The 18,666-nt window shown below is 70.2% G+C and carries 16 protein-coding genes, 2 tRNA genes and 1 riboswitch; of the genes, 8 read left to right on the top strand and 10 right to left on the bottom strand.

Features of this window, described 5'->3' with window-relative positions; translation table 11 throughout:
* The 6 genes from AB0D67_RS37550 to AB0D67_RS37525 form a co-directional block, all read right to left on the bottom strand.
* Positions 1-2,625, bottom strand: a 2,625-nt coding sequence (locus AB0D67_RS37550) for a valine--tRNA ligase (RefSeq protein ID WP_362946735.1), incomplete at its 3' end; no start/stop codon positions are given.
* A 190-nt stretch (positions 2,626-2,815) separates the two neighbouring features.
* Complete coding sequence (clpX, locus tag AB0D67_RS37545; RefSeq protein ID WP_362946730.1) at positions 2,816-4,096, bottom strand: ATP-dependent Clp protease ATP-binding subunit ClpX; 1,281 nt, start codon at positions 4,094-4,096, stop codon at positions 2,816-2,818.
* Positions 4,097-4,289: 193 nt separating this feature from the next.
* The gene (locus AB0D67_RS37540; RefSeq protein ID WP_362946728.1) at positions 4,290-4,934 is read right to left on the bottom strand and encodes an ATP-dependent Clp protease proteolytic subunit; all 645 of its coding nucleotides are present in this window, start codon (positions 4,932-4,934) and stop codon (positions 4,290-4,292) included.
* An 11-nt stretch (positions 4,935-4,945) separates the two neighbouring features.
* Entirely contained in the window at positions 4,946-5,539 is a 594-nt protein-coding gene (locus AB0D67_RS37535) for an ATP-dependent Clp protease proteolytic subunit (protein WP_362946732.1), read from the bottom strand.
* Between the two features lie 283 nt (positions 5,540-5,822).
* Positions 5,823-7,220, bottom strand: coding sequence for a trigger factor (gene tig / locus AB0D67_RS37530; RefSeq protein WP_362946726.1), 1,398 nt, complete (start codon positions 7,218-7,220; stop codon positions 5,823-5,825).
* A 210-nt stretch (positions 7,221-7,430) separates the two neighbouring features.
* The gene (locus tag AB0D67_RS37525; RefSeq protein ID WP_362946723.1) at positions 7,431-8,297 is read right to left on the bottom strand and encodes a helix-turn-helix transcriptional regulator; all 867 of its coding nucleotides are present in this window, start codon (positions 8,295-8,297) and stop codon (positions 7,431-7,433) included.
* A gap of 276 nt (positions 8,298-8,573) precedes the next feature.
* On the opposite strand from AB0D67_RS37525, the gene AB0D67_RS37520 reads away from it, so the two are divergent.
* Positions 8,574-9,068, top strand: a complete 495-nt coding sequence (locus tag AB0D67_RS37520) for an ATP-binding protein (RefSeq protein ID WP_362946720.1) — start codon at positions 8,574-8,576, stop codon at positions 9,066-9,068.
* Between the two features lie 143 nt (positions 9,069-9,211).
* On the opposite strand, the gene AB0D67_RS37515 is transcribed toward AB0D67_RS37520, so the two are convergent.
* Positions 9,212-9,288 (bottom strand) — tRNA-Pro (locus AB0D67_RS37515).
* A gap of 89 nt (positions 9,289-9,377) precedes the next feature.
* On the opposite strand from AB0D67_RS37515, the gene AB0D67_RS37510 reads away from it, so the two are divergent.
* The 6 genes from AB0D67_RS37510 to AB0D67_RS37485 all read left to right on the top strand — a co-directional run bounded on the left by AB0D67_RS37510 (position 9,378) and on the right by AB0D67_RS37485 (position 15,646).
* Positions 9,378-9,448, top strand: a tRNA-Gly gene (locus AB0D67_RS37510).
* Between the two features lie 559 nt (positions 9,449-10,007).
* Complete coding sequence (locus tag AB0D67_RS37505; protein ID WP_362946718.1) at positions 10,008-11,729, top strand: SpoIIE family protein phosphatase; 1,722 nt, start codon at positions 10,008-10,010, stop codon at positions 11,727-11,729.
* A gap of 107 nt (positions 11,730-11,836) precedes the next feature.
* Positions 11,837-12,427: a TIGR03086 family metal-binding protein gene (locus AB0D67_RS37500; RefSeq protein ID WP_362946716.1), complete on the top strand. Its 591-nt coding sequence runs from the start codon at positions 11,837-11,839 to the stop codon at positions 12,425-12,427.
* Positions 12,428-12,575: 148 nt separating this feature from the next.
* Entirely contained in the window at positions 12,576-13,376 is an 801-nt protein-coding gene (locus tag AB0D67_RS37495) for a DeoR/GlpR family DNA-binding transcription regulator (protein WP_362946713.1), read from the top strand.
* Complete coding sequence (galT, locus tag AB0D67_RS37490) at positions 13,373-14,452, top strand: galactose-1-phosphate uridylyltransferase (RefSeq protein WP_362946710.1); 1,080 nt, start codon at positions 13,373-13,375, stop codon at positions 14,450-14,452. Before AB0D67_RS37495 ends, galT begins: the two co-directional genes overlap by 4 nt.
* A gap of 71 nt (positions 14,453-14,523) precedes the next feature.
* Positions 14,524-14,660: riboswitch (cyclic di-AMP (ydaO/yuaA leader) on the top strand.
* Between the two features lie 41 nt (positions 14,661-14,701).
* Complete coding sequence (locus AB0D67_RS37485; RefSeq protein WP_362946707.1) at positions 14,702-15,646, top strand: hypothetical protein; 945 nt, start codon at positions 14,702-14,704, stop codon at positions 15,644-15,646.
* A gap of 55 nt (positions 15,647-15,701) precedes the next feature.
* Here AB0D67_RS37485 and AB0D67_RS37480 read toward each other — a convergent pair whose 3' ends face one another.
* Both AB0D67_RS37480 and AB0D67_RS37475 read right to left on the bottom strand, forming a co-directional pair.
* On the bottom strand, positions 15,702-16,232 hold the full coding sequence (locus AB0D67_RS37480) for a MarR family winged helix-turn-helix transcriptional regulator (RefSeq protein ID WP_362946705.1): 531 nt from the start codon (positions 16,230-16,232) through the stop codon (positions 15,702-15,704).
* 66 nt (positions 16,233-16,298) lie between these two features.
* On the bottom strand, positions 16,299-17,606 hold the full coding sequence (locus AB0D67_RS37475) for a site-2 protease family protein (RefSeq protein WP_362946702.1): 1,308 nt from the start codon (positions 17,604-17,606) through the stop codon (positions 16,299-16,301).
* 191 nt (positions 17,607-17,797) lie between these two features.
* Here AB0D67_RS37475 and AB0D67_RS37470 point away from each other — a divergent pair, with 191 nt between their 5' ends.
* Complete coding sequence (locus AB0D67_RS37470; protein WP_362946699.1) at positions 17,798-18,403, top strand: response regulator transcription factor; 606 nt, start codon at positions 17,798-17,800, stop codon at positions 18,401-18,403.
* A gap of 8 nt (positions 18,404-18,411) precedes the next feature.
* Here the strand turns inward: AB0D67_RS37470 and AB0D67_RS37465 are convergent.
* On the bottom strand, positions 18,412-18,666 hold a 255-nt coding region (locus AB0D67_RS37465), incomplete at its 5' end, for a hypothetical protein (protein WP_362946696.1).

The following is an 18,666-nucleotide window of genomic DNA, read 5'->3' as shown; positions in this document are numbered from 1 at the left end:
TCGGCATGAGCAGGATCTGGCGGGCGATCTCCGGGCCGCCGCGCTCACGGGTGAGCAGCCGGCAGGAAGAGCGGCCAGCTGCGCGGTGAGCCGGTCGATGTCCTGGTCCGCCTGCGCCGCGCGGGCGCGGACCTTGGCGACCACCTCGTCGGGGGCCTTGGACATGAACTGCTCGTTGCCCAGTTTGGCGGCCACCTGCGCGGCCTCCTTCCGGGCGGCCGCGAGGTCCTTCTCCAGCCGCTTGCGCTCGGCGACCACGTCGATCGTCCCCGCGGTGTCGATCTCCACCACGATGCCGTTCACATCGAGACGAGCGGTGGCCGCGAACGACTCCGACGGCTCGTCGAGCCGGAGGAGCGCGCGGATGGCCCTCTCATGCGGGGCGAGAGCCGTACCGGTGAGCGACAGGCGCGCGGCGACGCGCTGACCGGGCTTGAGCCCCTGGTCGGAACGGAACCTGCGGACCTCGGTCACCAGGCCCTGGACGGCGAGGATCTCCTCCTCGGCGGAGGCGTCGCGAAGCGACTCCTGGACGGCCGGCCATGGCGCGACCACGATGGAGTCCTTTCCGGTGAGGGCCCGCCACAGTTCCTCGGTGACGAACGGCACCAGCGGGTGCAGCAGCCGGAGCAGCGCGTCGAAGACGTGGCCGAGCACCAGCCGGGTGTGCTCCTGCCCGGCGGCGAGCTGGATCTTGGCCAGCTCGACGTACCAGTCGCAGACCTCGTCCCACGCGAAGTGGTAGAGGATGTCGGAGATCTTGGCGAACTCGAAGTCCTCGAAGGCGGCGTCGACCTCCGCCACGACCTTCTGGAGCCGCGAGAGGATCCACCGGTCGGCGGCCGTCAGCTCGTCGACCGGAAGCTCGCCGACCGCGGCGCCGTTCATCAGGGCGAAACGGGTGGCGTTCCAGATCTTGTTGCAGAAGTTGCGGGAGCCGCCGGCCCACTCCTCGCTGATAGCCACGTCGGAGCCGGGGTTGGCGCCGCGCAGCAACGTGAACCGGGTGGCGTCGGCGCCGAAGCGCTCGACCCAGTCGAGCGGGTCGACCACGTTGCCGAACGACTTGGACATCTTCTTGCCGTACTGGTCCCGGACCATGCCGTGCAGGGCCACCGTGTGGAACGGCGGGCGGCCGTCCATCGCGTAGAGGCCGAACATCATCATCCGGGCCACCCAGAAGAACAGGATGTCGTAGCCGGTGACCAGGACGGAGGTCGGGTAGAACTTCTCCAGTTCGGGCGTGCGGTCCGGCCAGCCCAGGGTCGAGAACGGCCACAGGCCCGAGGAGAACCAGGTGTCGAGGACGTCGGGGTCCTGGACGTATCCGGCGGGCGGTTCCTCGTTGGGTCCGACGCAGACGACCTCGCCGGCCGGGCCGTACCAGACAGGGATCCGATGGCCCCACCAGAGCTGGCGCGAGATGCACCAGTCGTGCATGTCGTCGACCCAGTCGAAGTAGCGCTTGGCCAGCTCCGGCGGGTGGATCTTCGTCTGGCCGTCGCGGACGGCGTCACCTGCGGCCTTGGCCAGGGGTGAGACGTTGACGAACCACTGCAGGGACAGCCGCGGCTCCACCACGGTCTTGCAGCGGGAGCAGTGGCCGACCGAGTGGAGGTAGGGGCGCTTCTCCTCGACGATCCGGCCCTGCTCGCGCAGCGCGGCCACCACGGCCGGACGGGCCTCGAAACGGTCGAGCCCCTGGAAGGGGCCGTGCGTGGTGATCACTCCGCGCTCGTCCATCACCGCCAGGGACGGCAGCGAATGGCGGCGGCCGATCTCGAAGTCGTTGGGGTCGTGCGCGGGGGTGACCTTGACGGCGCCGGTGCCGAAGGCCGGATCGACGTGCTCGTCGGCCACCACCGGGATGCGGCGTCCGGTGAGGGGGAGCTCGACCTCGCGGCCGACCAGGTGGGCGTAGCGCTCGTCGGACGGGTGGACGGCCACCGCGGTGTCGCCGAGCATGGTCTCGGCACGGGTCGTGGCCACGACGATGGAGTCCTCGCCGTCGCCGTACCGGATCGAGACGAGCTCGCCCTCGTCGTCGCTGTGCTCCACCTCGATGTCCGACAGCGCGGTCAGGCAGCGCGGGCACCAGTTGATGATGCGTTCGGCGCGGTAGATGAGCCCGTCGTCGAACAGCCTCTTGAAGATCGTCTGAACCGCGCGGGAGAGGCCGGGGTCCATCGTGAAACGCTCACGCGTCCAGTCGACGCCGTCGCCGAGCTTGCGCATCTGACCGAGGATCCGGCCGCCGGACTCTTCCTTCCACTGCCAGACACGCTCGACGAAGGCCTCGCGACCGAGGTCGTGGCGGGACAGGCCCTCCTTGGCGAGTTCCCGCTCGACGACGTTCTGGGTGGCGATGCCCGCGTGGTCCATGCCCGGCAGCCAGAGCGTCTCCTGGCCGCGCATGCGGGCGCGACGGGTCAGCGCGTCCTGGATCGAGTGGTCGAGGGCGTGACCGATGTGCAGGACGCCGGTCACGTTGGGCGGCGGCAGGACGATGCTGTACGGCTCGCGCCCGCTGCTCGCGTCCGCGGTGAAGCGTCCCTCCGATACCCAGCGCTCGTAGCTCCGGGTCTCCACGTCGGCGGGGGTGTACTGGGTGGGCAGATCTGGCATCGTCACGGTGTCCAATTCTAGGGACGTCCGGGTGGTCGATGCTCCAGGCTTTTCCGGAGTCGTCTCCCACCCGGCCGGATCGCCCCGAGCGGACCGGCTCCGGAACGAAAGGACGCCCCCGCGGGATTCCTCCCCCGGGGGCGTCGCGGCCCGGTCTCGCCGGCCGCCGTGCCGTACAGGCGACCGCGGGTTACGCGGACTTCTCGCGCGGCGTGCGCTGCTGCTTGTTGAGCTGGTCGCGGGGCACGAGGGTCGGGTTGACGTGCTCGAGGACCGACTCGCGGGTGATGACGACCCGCGCCACGTCCTGGCGGGAGGGCACCTCGTACATCACCGACTGGAGGACCTCCTCCAGGATGGCCCGCAGGCCGCGGGCGCCGGTGCCGCGCAGGATCGCCTGGTCGGCGATGGCGCCCAGGGCGTCGTCGCTGAACTCCAGCTCGACGTTGTCCAGCTCGAAGAGCCTGCGGTACTGCTTCACCAGGGCGTTGCGCGGCTCGGTGAGGATCTGGATCAGGGCGTCGCGGTCGAGGTTGTGCACGCTGGTGATGACCGGGAGGCGGCCGACGAACTCGGGGATCATGCCGAACTTCAGCAGGTCCTCCGGCATGACGTCCTTGAAGATGTCGGAGGCGTCGATGTCGTCCTTGGAGTGGATGATCGCGTTGAATCCGATGCCCTTGCGGCCGATGCGGGACTCGATGATCTTCTCCAGGCCGGCGAAGGCGCCGCCGCAGATGAACAGCACGTTGGTGGTGTCGATCTGGATGAACTCCTGGTGCGGGTGCTTGCGCCCGCCCTGGGGCGGCACGCTCGCCGTGGTGCCTTCCAGGATCTTCAGGAGTGCCTGCTGGACGCCTTCCCCGGAGACGTCCCTGGTGATCGACGGGTTCTCGCTCTTGCGGGCGATCTTGTCGACCTCGTCGATGTAGATGATGCCGGTCTCGGCCTTCTTGACGTCGTAGTCGGCGGCCTGGATCAGCTTGAGGAGGATGTTCTCGACGTCCTCGCCGACGTAGCCCGCCTCGGTCAGCGCGGTGGCGTCGGCGATGGCGAAGGGCACGTTGAGCATCTTCGCCAGCGTCTGGGCGAGCAGCGTCTTGCCCGAGCCGGTCGGGCCCAGGAGCAGGATGTTGGACTTGGCCAGCTCCAGGCCGTCGTCGCGGCCGCGGTCGCCGGACTGCACCCGCTTGTAGTGGTTGTAGACCGCCACCGACAGGGCCTTCTTCGACTGGTCCTGGCCGATGACGTAGGCGTCGAGGAACTCGTAGATCTCCCGCGGCTTGGGGAGACTGTCCCACTTGAGCTCGGAGGACTCGCTGAGCTCCTCTTCGATGATCTCGTTGCAGAGATCGATGCACTCATCGCAGATGTATACGCCGGGTCCGGCGATGAGCTTCTTGACTTGCTTCTGGCTCTTCCCACAGAAAGAGCACTTCAGCAGGTCTCCCCCGTCGCCGATGCGTGCCACCCCAGATACTCCTTTGCGTGGGACCGCCCTGGCTTCCGCGGTCCGTTTCTTCCGACCGGCCCGATACCCGGTGCGAAAAGTCATCCCGCTCAGGTTTCGACGTTACCGTCTTCTGGGCCCTCAGTGAGCCCCCTGGCGGCGAGTCGCACCGGAACGTGCCCAATTAGGCACCGTTCCGGTGCGGTGGACCCCACTAGGAAGCTACGGCCTTGGCCAGCTTCTTGCGGGACGGGATGATGTCGTCGATCAGCCCGTACGCCTTCGCCTCCTCGGAATCGAGGATCTTGTCGCGCTCGATGTCCTTGCGGATCTGCTCGGCCGTCCGGCCGGTGTGCCGCGACAGGATCTCCTCCATCTGCGTGCGCATACGGAGGATCTCACGCGCCTGGATCTCGATGTCGCTGCCCTGGCCGCCGCCCTCGGTGGAGGGCTGGTGGATCAGCATCCGGGCGTTCGGCAGGCCGAACCGCTTGCCGGGCGTGCCGCCGGCCAGCAGGATCGCCGCCGCCGAGGCCGCCTGGCCGAGGCAGACCGTCTGGATCTCCGGCCGGACGAACTGCATCGTGTCGTAGATCGCCATCATGGCGGTGAACGACCCGCCGGGCGAGTTGATGTACATGCTGATGTCGCGGTCGGGATCGAGCGACTCCAGCGTCAGCAACTGCGCCATGACGTCGTTGGCCGAGGCGTCGTCCACCTGCACGCCGAGGAAGATGATGCGGTCCTCGAACAGCTTGTTGTACGGGTTCATCTCCTTCATGCCGTACGAGGTGCGCTCGACGAAGGAGGGAAGGACATAACGGCCGTTGATGTCTCCCGGCCGGATCAACTCACTCACCTTGTTCCCCTTCAGGAGACGGGGCCCGTGGAGGGCACCTGCCGGGCGCTGCGGACGACGTGGTCGATGAAGCCGTAGTCCTTGGCCTCCTCGGCCGTGAACCAGCGGTCGCGGTCGGAGTCGGCCTCGATCTGGTCGATCGGCTGTCCGGTGTGGAAGGCGATCCGCTCGGCGAGGGTCTTCTTGACGTAGAGCATCTGCTCGGCCTGGATGGCGATGTCGGCGGCGGTGCCCCCGATGCCTCCGGACGGCTGGTGCATCATGATGCGGGCGTGCGGCAGGGCGAACCTCTTGCCGCGCTCGCCGGCGCAGAGGAGGAACTGGCCCATGGAGGCGGCCAGGCCCATCGCGACCGTGCACACGTTGTTGGGCACGTATTCCATCATGTCGTAAATCGCCATACCGGCGGTCACGGACCCACCGGGCGAGTTGATGTAGAGCCAGATGTCGCGCTCGCCGTCGTCGGCCGCGAGCAGAAGCAGCTCGGCACAGATCCGGTTGGCGATCTCGTCGTTGACCTGGGTGCCCAGCACGATGATGCGCTCACGCAGCAGCCGCTGGTAGAGCTGGTCTTCGAGCCTGAACGAGCCGGTCGGCTGGCTCATCGACTCAGGCCCGGAGCCGGTCGGCTGGTAAATGGTCGGCGGGCTGGTCACAGCGTCACCTTCCGATGCGTCGTAATCGATTGTGGCTTTGCTTGTGACCTTAACGCGCGCCGCCCACCGGACATGCCCCCTCCCGCTGCTGTTCGCTGACGGCGCATGCTCGCCCCGCTGCCGGGACGCCCCGTACGGGGTGTCCCGGCCGTGGTCCGCGGGGGTTCCGGCGAAGACGGCGGCGCCCCACCGTGCCGGGCACGGTGGGGCGCCGCGTGGCGCGCGTCGGCGGTTACTTCCCGGCGGCCTCGTCGGCCTGCTCCGCGACGGTCTCCTCGGCGGCGGGCTCCTCGCCGGCCTCCTCGGCGTTGATCTCGGCGTAGATGGCCTTGAGGTCGACCTCGTTGCCGGCCTCGTCGGTCACCTTGGCGGCGTCGCCGACCAGGCTCTTGGCCTTGTCACGGACGATCTCGACCATGGCGAGGGTGAGCTGGTCGTTGTCGGCGAGGTGCTGGGCGAGCACGTTCGGGGCGACGTTCATCTGCATGGCGCGGCGCACCACGAAGTTGGTCAGCTCCTGCTCGCTGACGCCGATCTCCTCGGCCTTGACGATCTTGTCGAGGACGAAGCCGGTCTTGAGGGCCTTGGCGGCGCTCTCGTCGAACTCGGCGTTCCGCTCTTCCTCGGTGGTCTGGTAGAGGCGGAAGAACGCCTCCTTGCTCAGGCCGCTCTCCGCGATCTGGTGCTCCAGGTTGTGCTTGCGGTTGTCGACCTCGGCCTTGAGGGCGCTCTCCGGAAGCGGGATGTCGATCTGGGCGAGGAGGGCGTCGAGGGCGTTCTCGCGGGCCTGGACGACCTGCTCGATCAGCTTGTTGCGGCGGCCCTGCTCGCGGATGCTGGCCTTGAGCTCGTCGAGGGTGTCGAACTCGCTGGCGAGCTGCGCGAACTCGTCGTCGAGCTCGGGGAGGACCTTCTCCTTGACGTTCTTGATGGTGATCGTGACCACGGCCTCCTCGCCGGCGTTCTCGCCGCCGACCAGGTTCGTGGTGAACTCCTTGACGTCACCGGCGGACATGCCGGCCAGGGCGTCGTCGAGGCCCTGGAGCACCGATCCGGCGCCGACCTCGTAGGAGACGTCGTTGGCCTGCTGCTCCTCGATGTTCCTGCCGTCGATCGCGGCGGCGAGGTCCATGACGACGTAGTCGCCGGCGGCGGCGGGGCGCTCGACGCCGGTGAGCGTGGCGAAGCGCTGGCGGAGGCCGTCCAGCTGGGCCTCGACGTCCTCGTCGCTCACCTCGGCGACCGGGACGGTCACCTCGATGCCCTGGTAGTCGGGGACGTCGAAGTTCGGGCGGACGTCGACCTCGGCGGTGAACTCGACCTGCTCGCCATCGTCGATCTTGGTGACCTCGATGTCCGGCTGGCTGACCGGGAAGATCTCACTCTCGTCGACGGCCTGGCCGTACAGCTTCGGCACCGCGTCGTTGAGGGTCTCCTCCAGCACCACCGCGCGGCCGAAGCGCTGCTCGATGATGCGGGCCGGAACCTTGCCGGGGCGGAATCCGGGGACGCGCACCTGCTGCGCGACCTTCTTGTACGCCGCCTTCATGCTCTCGCCGAGCTCCTCGAACGGCACCTCGACAGTGAGCTTGACCCGGGTCGGGCTGAGCTCCTCGACAGCGGTCTTCACGGGGTGGTCTCCTTGATCAAGCTTCGAGTGATCGCGGGCGCGTCAAGTCGTACGGCTACCGCGGCAAGCTCGCGCGCCGCGCCCACATGAGCGGCGCGGGGCACAGCCTTTGAGACAGGCAAGCCGTGAGGGCATGATCCACCGTGGCGGGTGTCCAGCGCCGCTGGCCAGTCTAAGGCAGTCGCGCACCACAGAGCGACCGGTGGTCGTTCAGTTCTCCTTGATGATGCGCCGCAGGATGTCGGTCGTCTCGTCCGGGGTGGTGCTGACGGCGCACAGGCGTTCCATGACCTCGCTGTAACGGTCCACCTCTTCCCGCTTGTCGAGGTAGAGGGCACTGGCGAGTTGCTCGACGTAGACCACGTCGGGCAGGTCGGGGTCGGCGAAGCGCAGCACGCTGAAGGCGCCGCCCTCGGCGCTGTGGCCGCCGAAGCTGAACGGCATGACCTGGATCGTGACGTTCGGCCGCCGCATGAGCTCCAGCAGGTGCTCCAGCTGGGCCCGCATCACGTCGGCGCCGCCGATGGGGCGGCGCAGCGCCGCCTCGTCGATGACCGCCCAGAAGAACGGCCCGTCGGGCCGGTCGAGCACCTTCTGGCGCTCCGTCCGAAGGTCGACGCGGCGTTCGATCTCCTCGGGCCCGACGCCGGCGCTTCCCGCGGTGATGACCGCCCTGGCGTACTCCTTGGTCTGGAGCAGGCCGGGCACGAACTGGACCTCGTAGGTGCGGATCCGGGAGGCGGCCTCCTCCAGCCCGACGTAGGTCTGGAACCACGAGGGCAGCAGGTCGTTGAAGCGGTGCCACCACCCCGGCTCGTTGGCCCGGGACAGGAGGTCCATGACCGCCGAGCGTGCCTGCTCGTCCTCGACGCCGTAGAAGGTCAGCAGGTCGGCGACGTCGCGCTCCCGCAGTCCGACCCGGCCGAGCTCCATCCTGCTGATCTTGGATTCGGAGCCCCGGATCAGATGGCCCGCCTCCTCGCGGGAGAGACCCCGGGTCTCACGCAGCCGGCGCAGTTGGGAGCCCAAAAGGATACGCAGAGCTGTCGGACCCGATCCCGGGTGGATCTGCGTCACTTCGCCTCCCTGTGCACTTGGGCCAGCGCACACAGTGTCATCACTTCCGGCCGTCATGACAAGGTCCAACGCCGTGGCCGATTCAACGAGCATCCCGCAAGAATCGAAGATGCGGCTGCACGCTGCAACTGCACGTGCATTTGGGTCTTGCAGGGGGCGGCCCGGTGACTCATGATGGCCTAGTGCATATTGGGCTTAAGGTGCACAAGCTCTGACAATTCACAGGCAGCACCAGGCAGTACGGAGATGGCAATGGCGGCGGGAGGCACCGGCAGGATGGTTGAGGAGCCAGAATCGGCTACCGACTACCTGCGGGCGACCCGCGAGGTCAGCTTCGACGATCTCCTTCTGGCCGATCGGCTCGACGGCTCCGACGCCACCGCGTGCCCGCTCCCCCCTCAGGCCGACTCCGTCAAGACCGCGCGGGACGTGACCCGCTCGACGCTGCGCCACTGGGGTATGTCAGAACTGGGTGACGACGCAGCGCTAGTGGTTTCGGAACTGGTGACCAACGCGGTCCGCTACTCGCTGTGCCCGCCCGTCCGTGTCGACGCCACCCCGATCACGCTGATGCTGATGCGCATCTCGGCGCACGTCGTCCTCGCCGTGGCCGACCCGAGCGACGAGGCGCCCACGCCCAAGGAGCCCGACTTCATCTCCGAGAACGGCCGCGGTCTCTACATCGTGGAGACCTACAGCAGGTGCTGGGGATGGGACCACCTCGCCCGCGGCGGCAAGGCCGTCTGGGCCGTCTTCAGCGGGACCGACTGACCCTCGCCCGGCCGGATCACGGTCCGGCGGGACCCGCGGACCCCGGGGGCCGGCGCGCCGACCGGGCCGCACGGACCCCGCCCGACCCCGTCGAACGGAAATCGAACGGGAAAGGGCCGACCCGTACGGATCGGCCCCGGCCGTGGTCGGGGTGACAGGATTTGAACCTGCGGCCCCCTGCTCCCAAAGCAGGTGCGCTACCAAGCTGCGCCACACCCCGGTTCGCCGAGTGCGCGCACGGTCCGGAACTCCGGTACGATTACGCCCTGACGACCGGATGAAGTCTAGACCAGACCGGCACCGGCTCGTGCGGACGTAGCTCAATGGTAGAGCCCCAGTCTTCCAAACTGGCTACGCGGGTTCGATTCCCGTCGTCCGCTCCGAATTACGGAAGGCCAGGTCATCCCATGCGGGACGGCCTGGCCTTCCGCTTTTCCGGGGTGTTCTCCCATCCTCCGCCCCGCCGTCCCTCTCGCGAAATCCATCCGGCCCGTGCGCTCACGGCGCAATCCGTACGGCGGGCCGGGCCGTACGGACTGCGGCGGCCGGGAGCCGGGAGGGTTCCGCCCTGGCCTGGGGAAGGGCCCTCCGGGCCGTCCCCGGGCCAAGGGGCACGGGATGCGAAACACCGCGCCGCGCCGTACAGGCGTCACAAGACTCATACGGCGAATAATCCGAAATCTCCGGCAAAAATGAGCCTAGACCCTAGATCGTTCCTTACCATTCTTCTTTGGACGTAGCCGAGTTCGTGGAGGGGAACGTGACGAGGTCCGACGGCGTCATCATCAGCGGTGAGCACGGCGGGCTCCCCCACGCCGCGCGCCTCTCACCCTCCAGTCCGCCCACAGCCGGGTCCGGCGGACCCCGCGGACGGTCCTGGGATCCACCCGCGGGCGGCCCGGCCACCCGGCGGACCACGGCTCCCCTCCGGCGGAACGCGTGAACCGCCGCTTCGTCACCAAGGACCCGGCCACCGCGATCCCCCGGATGAGCAGCCCCGCCTCCATGAACGAGCAGCTGTCGCTGCTCAACGCGGCGAGCAAGCGGATCGGCAGCACCCTCGACATGTTCGAGACCGGCAGGGAGCTGATGAACGTCGCCGTGCCGCGGTTCGCCGACGCGGCCGGCATCCTGGTGCAGGACCGGCTGGTGGCCGAGGGGGAGTCCCCCCAGCGCGCCGTCGACGGGTCGGTGCCGGTCCGGCGGATCGCGGTCGGGGTGTCCAGCTCATCGCCCGGCGAGTACGCCGACGCGTTCCCGGTGGACGAGGTCGTCGTCTACGACGCCTGGACCCCGTACGCCAGGTGCATGGCCACCGGCAACCCGATCCTCTACCCCCGGCTGGGCCGCCGGACCTCCGAGGAGATCGGGCGGTTCGCCAAGCGCGACACGGTGGCCAGGGTGCTGGAGGACAGCTCGTTCCTGGTCGTGCCGCTGAAGGCGCGCGGCCAGGTGCTCGGCTTCGTCGTCTTCACCCGCAGGCCGGACAGCGAGCCGTTCGAGGAGCAGGACATCAACCTCGCCGAGGAGCTGGCGGCGAGGACCGCCGTCTGCCTCGACAACGCCCGGCTCTACAACCGCGAGCGGCGCACCGCGCTCACCCTGCAGAGCAGCCTGCTCCCGGTCGACCTCCAGCAGCCCCTGGGCCTGACGGTCGCCTCCCGCTACCTGCCCGCGAGCGACCTGGTCGGGGTGGGCGGCGACTGGTACGACGTGATCCAGCTACCCGGATGCCGGGTGGCCCTCGTCGTGGGCGACGTGATGGGGCACGGGATCAGGGCCGCGGCCACGATGGGCCAGCTCCGCACGGCCGCCCGCACGCTCGCCAGCCTCGACCTCACCCCCGCCGAGGTGTTGTTCCGACTCAACCGGATGAGCCAGGACCTGGACGGCAGCCAGATCGCGACGTGCGTCTACGCCACCTACGACCCCGTCACGCGGACCTGTGCGATCGCCTCGGCGGGACACGTCCCGCCGGTCCTGGTACGGCCCGGCGGCGGGGCCGAGCCGCTGGAACTGCCCCCCGGGCTGCCCCTCGGCATCGGCAACGAACTGGTGGAGATGCGCGAGCTCGTCCTGCCGCACGGCGCCGTCCTCGCCTTCTACACCGACGGCCTGGTGGAGAGCCGCGACCGGGACATCGACGAGGGGATCGGCATGGTCTGCGACCTGCTGGCCGATCAGAACCCGGACCTGGAGGCGGTCTGCGACCTCACGATCGAGGCCCAGCGCCCCGGGCACGAGCGCGACGACATCGCGCTCCTGCTGGCCAGGGTGCGGGAGCTGGGCGAGGAGGACCTGGCGCAGCTCACGCTCACCCCCGACCCGCGCTCCGCCGCCCAGGCCCGCCGCCTCGTGCGCGCGACGCTGTCGGAGTGGCGGCTGGACCCGATCGCCGACGCCACCGAGCTCATGATCAGCGAGCTGGTCACCAACGCCATCAAGCACGGCTCGGGCATCGTCGAGGTGCGCCTGCTGCGCGGCCCCTCGCTGGTGTGCGAGGTGGCCGACCGCTCTCCGCTGCCGCCGGTCATGCGTGAGGCGGGCAGCGACGACGACACCGGCCGCGGCCTGCATCTGATCAACTGGCTCGCGCACCGCTGGGGCACCCGCCCGACCCCGGACGGCAAGATCGTCTGGGTGGAGCAGCGCCTGCCCTAGGGTCTCCCCGGCCCTGTTCCCCGGCCCCGCCGGAGCCGTGCCCACGGGACGCGATGACTACTCGTCCCGCGGGAGTTACGGTCGAGGTGAGGATCGGGGAGGACATGATGAGCATCGACATACGCGAGGCCTACCGCCGAGCGCTGGACGACTTCGGCGCTCTCGTCCACCGGATCGGGCCCGGGCAGTGGGGGCGTCCCACCCCGTGCGTGGACTGGGACGTCCGCACCCTGGTCGACCACGTGGTCAGGGAGAGCCGCTGGGTCCCCCTGCTGCTGGCCGGCCGGACCATGGGCGAGACCGGTGACGCCCTGGACGGCGACATGCTCGGCGACGACGCGCTGAAGGCGTTCGACACCTCCGCCACCGCGGCCGTGCAGGCCGTGTTCGAGGACGGGGCGCTCACCCGCTTCGTCCACCTGTCGTTCGGCGACGCGCCCGGCGGCGAGTACGTCGCGGAGCTGTTCGCCGACGTCCTAATCCACACCTGGGACCTCGCCCGGGCCATCGGCGCCGACGAGCGGCTCGACCCGGAGCTGGTCGACGCCTGCGCGGCCTGGTTCGCCGACGCGGAGAAGGGCTACCGGCAGGCCGGGGTCATCGGGGAGCAGCGGCCCGTCCCCGCGGGCACCGACGCGCAGACCCGTCTCCTTGCGGCCTGGGGCCGCCCGCCCCGGCCCGCCGGAGACGACGGCTAGATCCGTTCGCGGACGGCCTCCGTCCGCCGCCCGGCGGGAACACCTGCCGGGCCCGCCCGCGGGCCACTCCCATCCACCAGGTTCCAACATCTTCCAACTACCATGGTTGTGGTAATTTGCTGGAATCTGGTGATTTAAGGGGTGGTCAATGCTCGCCCAGCAGCGGCGGCAGGCGATCTTGGACCGGGTACGCACGAGCGGCGGCGCCCGGGTCGCCGACCTGGTGCGTGAGCTCGGGGTGTCGGACATGACGATCCGCCGGGACCTGGAGGTGCTGGCCGAGCGCGGGCTGGTGGCGAAGGTCCACGGCGGCGCCACCGTCGCCGGGCCCGGCTCCACCGAGGAACCGGGGTTCGCCGCCAAGTCGGCGCGCCAGCAGCCGGAGAAGGAGGCGATCGCCCGGCGGGCGGCCCGGCTGGTACGGCCGGGCACGGCCGTGGCGCTCTCCGCCGGGACCACCACCTGGACGCTCGCCCGCTTCCTGACCGACGTGCCCGACCTGACGGTGATCACCAACTCGATCGGGGTCGCCGACGTCTTCCACCGCTCCCCCCGCGCCGACCGCACCGTCGTGCTGACCGGCGGCGTCCGCACGCCCTCCGACGCGCTGGTCGGCCCGGTCGCGGTCGCGGCGATCCGTAGGCTGCACGTGGACACCCTCTTCCTCGGCGTGCACGGGATGAGCGTGCGCGCCGGGTTCACCACGCCCAACCTGCTGGAGGCCGAGACCGACCGCGAGCTGGTCGCCTCGGCGCACCGGCTGGTGGTGCCGGCCGACCACACCAAGTGGGACACGGTCGGCATCAGCACGATCGCCGGGCTGGCCGAGGCGCACGTCGTGGTCAGCGACTCCGGCCTGCCGGAGGAGGCCCGCGAGGAGCTGGCGTCCCAGGTGGGCGAACTGATCATCACCGACCCCCACCAGCGGAACGAGACGGTGAGCTCATGAAACGCACGATCACCCACCTGGCCGACGGCCGCGAGCTGCTCTACTTCGACCGGCGGGACGACGCCGACCGGAGCGCGGCCGACCTGCGCGACCTGCCGCCCCGTCCCCCGGCCTCCGAGCTGCGCTACGACCCTCTCACCGAGGAGTGGATCGCGGTGGCCGGGCACCGCCAGAGCCGCACGTTCCTGCCTCCGGCCGACGAGTGCCCGCTGTGCCCCTCGGCCCCCGGCCGGCTCACCGAGATCCCCTCATCCGACTACGACGTCGTGGTCTTCGAGAACCGCTTCCCGTCCTTCTCCGGCCAGCCGGTCGACGCCGTTCCGGTCGGCGGGCTGAGCGAGGTCCGCCCGGGGACCGGGCGGTGCGAGGTGGTGTGCTTCACCTCCGACCACGGCTCCTCCTTCTCGCGGCTGTCCCCCGAGCAGGTCGATCTGGTCATGGAGGCGTGGATCGACCGTACGGCGGAGCTGTCGGCGCTGCCCGGGGTGGAGCAGGTCTTCTGCTTCGAGAACCGGGGCCCCGAGATCGGCATCACCCTGGCCCACCCGCACGGCCAGATCTACGCCTACCCCTACGTGACCCCCCGGACCCGGCTGTCCCTGGAGGCGGCCGAGCGGCACCGGAGGCGGACCGGCGGCAACCTGTTCGCCGACGTGCTGGCCGCCGAGCGGGAGGCGGGCGTCCGCGTGGTCGCCGCCAACGAGCACTGGACGGCGTTCGTGCCGGCCGCGGCGCGCTGGCCGGTCGAGGTCCACCTCTACCCCCATCGCCGGGTTCCCGGCCTGGGGTCGCTGGAGGCCGCCGAGCGGGCGGCGTTCGGCCCCCTGTACACCCGGGTGCTGCGCGCCCTGGACGGGTTCTTCGGTGTGCCCCTGCCGTACGTGGCGGCCTGGCACCAGGCGCCGGTGCACACCGGCCGGGATCTGTCGTACGCCCACCTGGAGGTGTTCAGCATCCGCCGGGCGCCCGACAAGCTGAAGTATCTGGCCGGGTCGGAGTCCGCCATGGGCGCCTTCGTCAACGACGTGCTGCCGGAGGACACGGCCCGCCGTCTGCGGTCCCTGGTCGGGGAATGACCGGCGGACGGTCACGGGACGGGGTCGCGTGACCGTCCGTTTACCATTACTATCCTCACCCATTGGACTTAATGTCCGATATGCCTAATTCCGGGTGCGTCGCCCGGGAGCCGGGGAACCACCGCACCCGGGGTGAATCCACTTCGGTGGAAGGGCTCTCTCCCGCCCGAACCCGTCAGCTAACCCGGTAGGCGGTAGGAGAGGAGAGCCGTGGCGGCCCCGTCCCCCACGTCCCGTCGCCGTGCGGCCATGACCGTCTCCGCGGTCTCGGCCCTGGTGTTCGTCCTCGCCGGCGGGCCCGCCGGCGCCGACCCCAAGCCGTCCGAGTCCGAACTGCGCGCCGACCTGGCGAAGCTCACCGAGAAGGTCGACGGGCTCATCGAGGACTACGCGGCCAAACGGGAGTCGCTGCGCGAGGCCCGGCAGGCCGAGAGCCGGGCCAGGGCCGCCCTGGCCGAGGCCGAACGCGCCTACGCGGAGGCCAGGAAGCAGGTCGCCGGCATCGCCAGCCTCCAGTACCAGGGCGGCCAGCAGGGGGGCGGGAGCGACCTGCCCTCCCTGCTGACCGCCCCCCGGATGGACGGCGCGGCGGTCACCGCCCAGCTCGCCGCCCAGCAGGGCGCGCACCTCCGGACCTTCGCCCAGAGCCGGGACCTGCGCGGCCGGGCGGCCGAGGAGGCCGCCCGGCTCACCGGCCGGATCGCCGAGGAGGGTGACGCCGTGGCCGCCCGGCGCCGCGACGCCGAGAAGGCCATCGCGGACATCAGGCGGAAGCTCGACGCGCTCGTCCCCGTGGGCTCGGGCCGGCGCACCGACGGCAGCTGGGCGCCCCAGCTGCCCACCGGCTCCGACAACATCACCGACCGCACCCGGATCATGCGCGAGGCGGTCGGGAAGCGGTTCACCCTCCCCTACGAGGTCGGCTGCTACCGCTCGGAGAACGACGGCGGCGAGCACCCGCTGGGCCGGGCCTGCGACTTCATGATGAGCACCGGCGGATCGACGCCCACGGCGGGCCACGTCGGGCTCGGCGACGAGATCGCCGCCTGGGCCCTCAAGAACAGGACCCGGCTCGGGGTGAAGTACGTGATCTGGCGTCAGCGGATCAACAGCGGCACCGGCTGGCACGCCATGTCCGACCGCGGCGGCGTCACCGCCAACCACTTCGACCACGTCCACATCTCGATGCACTGACGGACCCGGCCGGACGTCTCCCGGCGTACCGACGGACCCGGCGGGATCGGCGGCGTCACGGGCGGGTGACGGCCACGTCCGTCGTCCCCGCCGCCTCGGCGACCATCCGGTCCAGGCCGGCCAGGTCGGCCGGGCGGGCGACGGCCGCCTCTGCGAAACGGGCGAGCAGCCGGGCGAACGCCTCGCGGTCGGCCTCCGTCCAGTCGGCGATCAGGCCGTCCAGGTAGGTCCGCCGGTAGCGGACGACCACCTCCAGCACCCGGCGGCCACGCTCGCTCAGCACGAGACGGGCCCGCCGGGCGTCCACCGCCGACTCCTCCCGTGCCACCAGACCCGCGCCGATCGCGTCGTTGACGAGCCTGCTGGCGGTGGACGGGTCCACGTCGAGCTGCTCGGCGACGGCGCCCACGGTCACCTCGGGGACGTCCAGGCTCAGCTTGTGCACCGCGTGCACGACCATCACGTTCGACATCTGCACCGGCCGGGGCGGCTCACCCGCCCGGCGGCCACGCAGCGGCCGGGCCCAGATCCGGCGCAGCCGGAACAGCGCCACGTCGATCGCCGCTCCCGGCGTCCGGTCGTTCACGGCGTACCCCTACGGCGGGTACGGCCCGCCCGCGGCGCGCCGTACGGGACGGATGGTCACGAAAGATCAACCCAGCAGGCGGATCGGGTTGAAGACGTCGGCGTACGCCAGCAGGCCGGCCATGACGATCATCACCAGGGCGATGGCGTAGGTGAGCGGGAGCGCCTTGGCGATGTCCACGTGGGAGGGGGCGGGACGGCGCGTCACACGGGCGAAGCCCCGCTTCAGGCCCTCCCACAGCCCGCCGGCGATGTGGCCGCCGTCCAGCGGGAGCAGCGGGATCAGGTTGAACATGCCGATCGCCAGGTTGAAGACGGCCAGCAGGTTGATGAAGATGACGACCTTGCTCTCCAGCGGGGCCGAGGAGGCCACGATCTCCCCGCCCATGCGGCCGACGCCGACGATGCCCACCGGGCCGTTCTTGTCGCGCTCCTGGCCGGAGAAGGCGGCGTTCCAGACGCCGACCATCTTCTCCGGGAAGCGCAGCAGCGCGCCCGCCGTCAGCGAGGTGGTGTCCCACATGTGGGAGGCGACCGCGCCGAGGCTCTGCCGCTCGGTGACGACCACCGGGCTGACCCCGAGGTAACCGACGCCCTTGTCGATCTTCCCGGGCTCGTCCAGCGACTCGCGGTCCTGGGCGATGAGGTTCGCGGTCACGGTCATCGGCCGGCCGTCCCGCTCGATGCCGATCGCCAGCGGGCCGGCGCCGTGGGAACGGATGGCCCGCGTCGCGGCGTCCCAGCTCGCGACGGGCCTGCCCGCCACCGACACCAGGACGTCACCGGCGCGCAGCCCCGCCGCGGCGGCCGGGCTGGGCCTGTCGGTCGCCGCGCACCCGGCCCCGGGGTTCTTCGCGATCTCGGCGGAGGTCTTGACGCACTGCGGGACCGAGGAGATCTGGTTCTTCTGGACGGCGACGCCGAAGCCCATCATCACGACGGCGAACAGCACGAACGCCAGCACGAAGTTCATCGCCGGGCCGCCCGACATGACGATGACCTTCTGCCACCAGGGCTTGCGGTAGAAGACCCGGTCCTCGTCGCCGGGGCGGACCTCCTCCATCGCCGCGTCGCGGGCGTTCTCGATGAGGCCCTGCCACGGCCCGGTGGAGACCGAGCGCAGCGTGCCCGGCGCGTCGGTGGGCCGGGGCGGCAGCATGCCGATCATCCGGATGTAGCCGCCGAAGGGGAGCCACTTGACGCCGTACTCGGTCTCACCCTTGTGGCGCGACCACAGCGTGGGGCCGAAGCCGACCATGTACTGGGTGACCTTGACGCCGAAGAGCTTGGCGGGCACCAGATGGCCGATCTCGTGCAGTCCGATCGAGACCATGAGTCCCAGGAGGATGATGAGGACCCCGACGAGCCAGCTCACAGGTCGTACTCCCCGGTCGTTTATGTGCGGGCGGCTTCCAATGGAGACTAACCCACGCTCCGTGGTTCCAGAGTGCCACAGAGACGGACCCTCCGGATCAAGACTCTTGCGCGGGGTTGACCGAATAGGGACACTTCGTTGACAGTAAGCGATCGTGCGGTCACCCTATGAGAGGCGCTGGGGGGAAACTTTTGATCGGGATCCTGATTGCCGAGCACCTGCCGCTGGTCCGACGGGGCTTGGTGGCCTCGTTGGCGTGCGAGTCGGACCTCAAGGTGGTGGCGGATGTCGAGCGCGGCGAGGAGGTACTGCCCGCCGTGCTGCGACACCGTCCCGACGCGGCGGTCGTCGATCTGGATCTGCCCGACGTCGACGGCTTCGCCGTCGCGCTCCGGCTGCACGAGGACGTCCCGTCCTGCCGGACGCTCCTGCTGTCGCGCCACCCCAGCGCCGGCCAGGTACGGCGGGCCTTCTCGGTGCACGCGCTCGGATTCATGAGCCTGGACGTACAGCCCGAGCAGCTCGCCGACGGCGTGCGGCGGGTGGCCGCCGGGAGACGGGCGATCGACTCCGAGCTCGCGGTCGCCGCCCTGGAGTCGGCGGAGAACCCGCTGACCCGACGGGAGCTGGACGTGCTGCGGCTGGCGGCCCTGGGGGCGCGGTCCAACGAGATCGCCGACCAGCTCTTCCTCTCCGTGGGAACGGTCCGAAACCACCTGTCGCGGATCATCAGCAAGACCCAGGCCCGCAACCGCCTCGACGCCGTGCGGATCGCCCGCGACGCCGGGTGGTTGTGACGCTCTACTCAAACGCCCGGCTCGAAGACACCCGGCCCGAAAGCGCTCTGCTCGAAAGCGCTCTGCTCGAAGATGCCCGGCTCGGAGACCGTCGGTTCGAGGACGCCCGGGGTCCGAGGACGCCCGGCCCGAAAGCCCGTTCCGAGCGAGCCGGTCCCGCATGAGCCGGGGCGGACGTTCCCGGCACGGCCGCCGAAGCGCAGCCGTGTCGAGACCTTCGACGTGGCGACCGGGCGGCGCCTGCGCGGTGTCGTTCCCACCTT

Source organism: Streptosporangium sp. NPDC048047 (assembly GCF_040653115.1).
GTDB lineage: Bacteria > Actinomycetota > Actinomycetes > Streptosporangiales > Streptosporangiaceae > Streptosporangium.
Note: the sequence above shows the minus strand (reverse complement) of the source record. Positions and strands in the feature narration are given on the sequence as shown.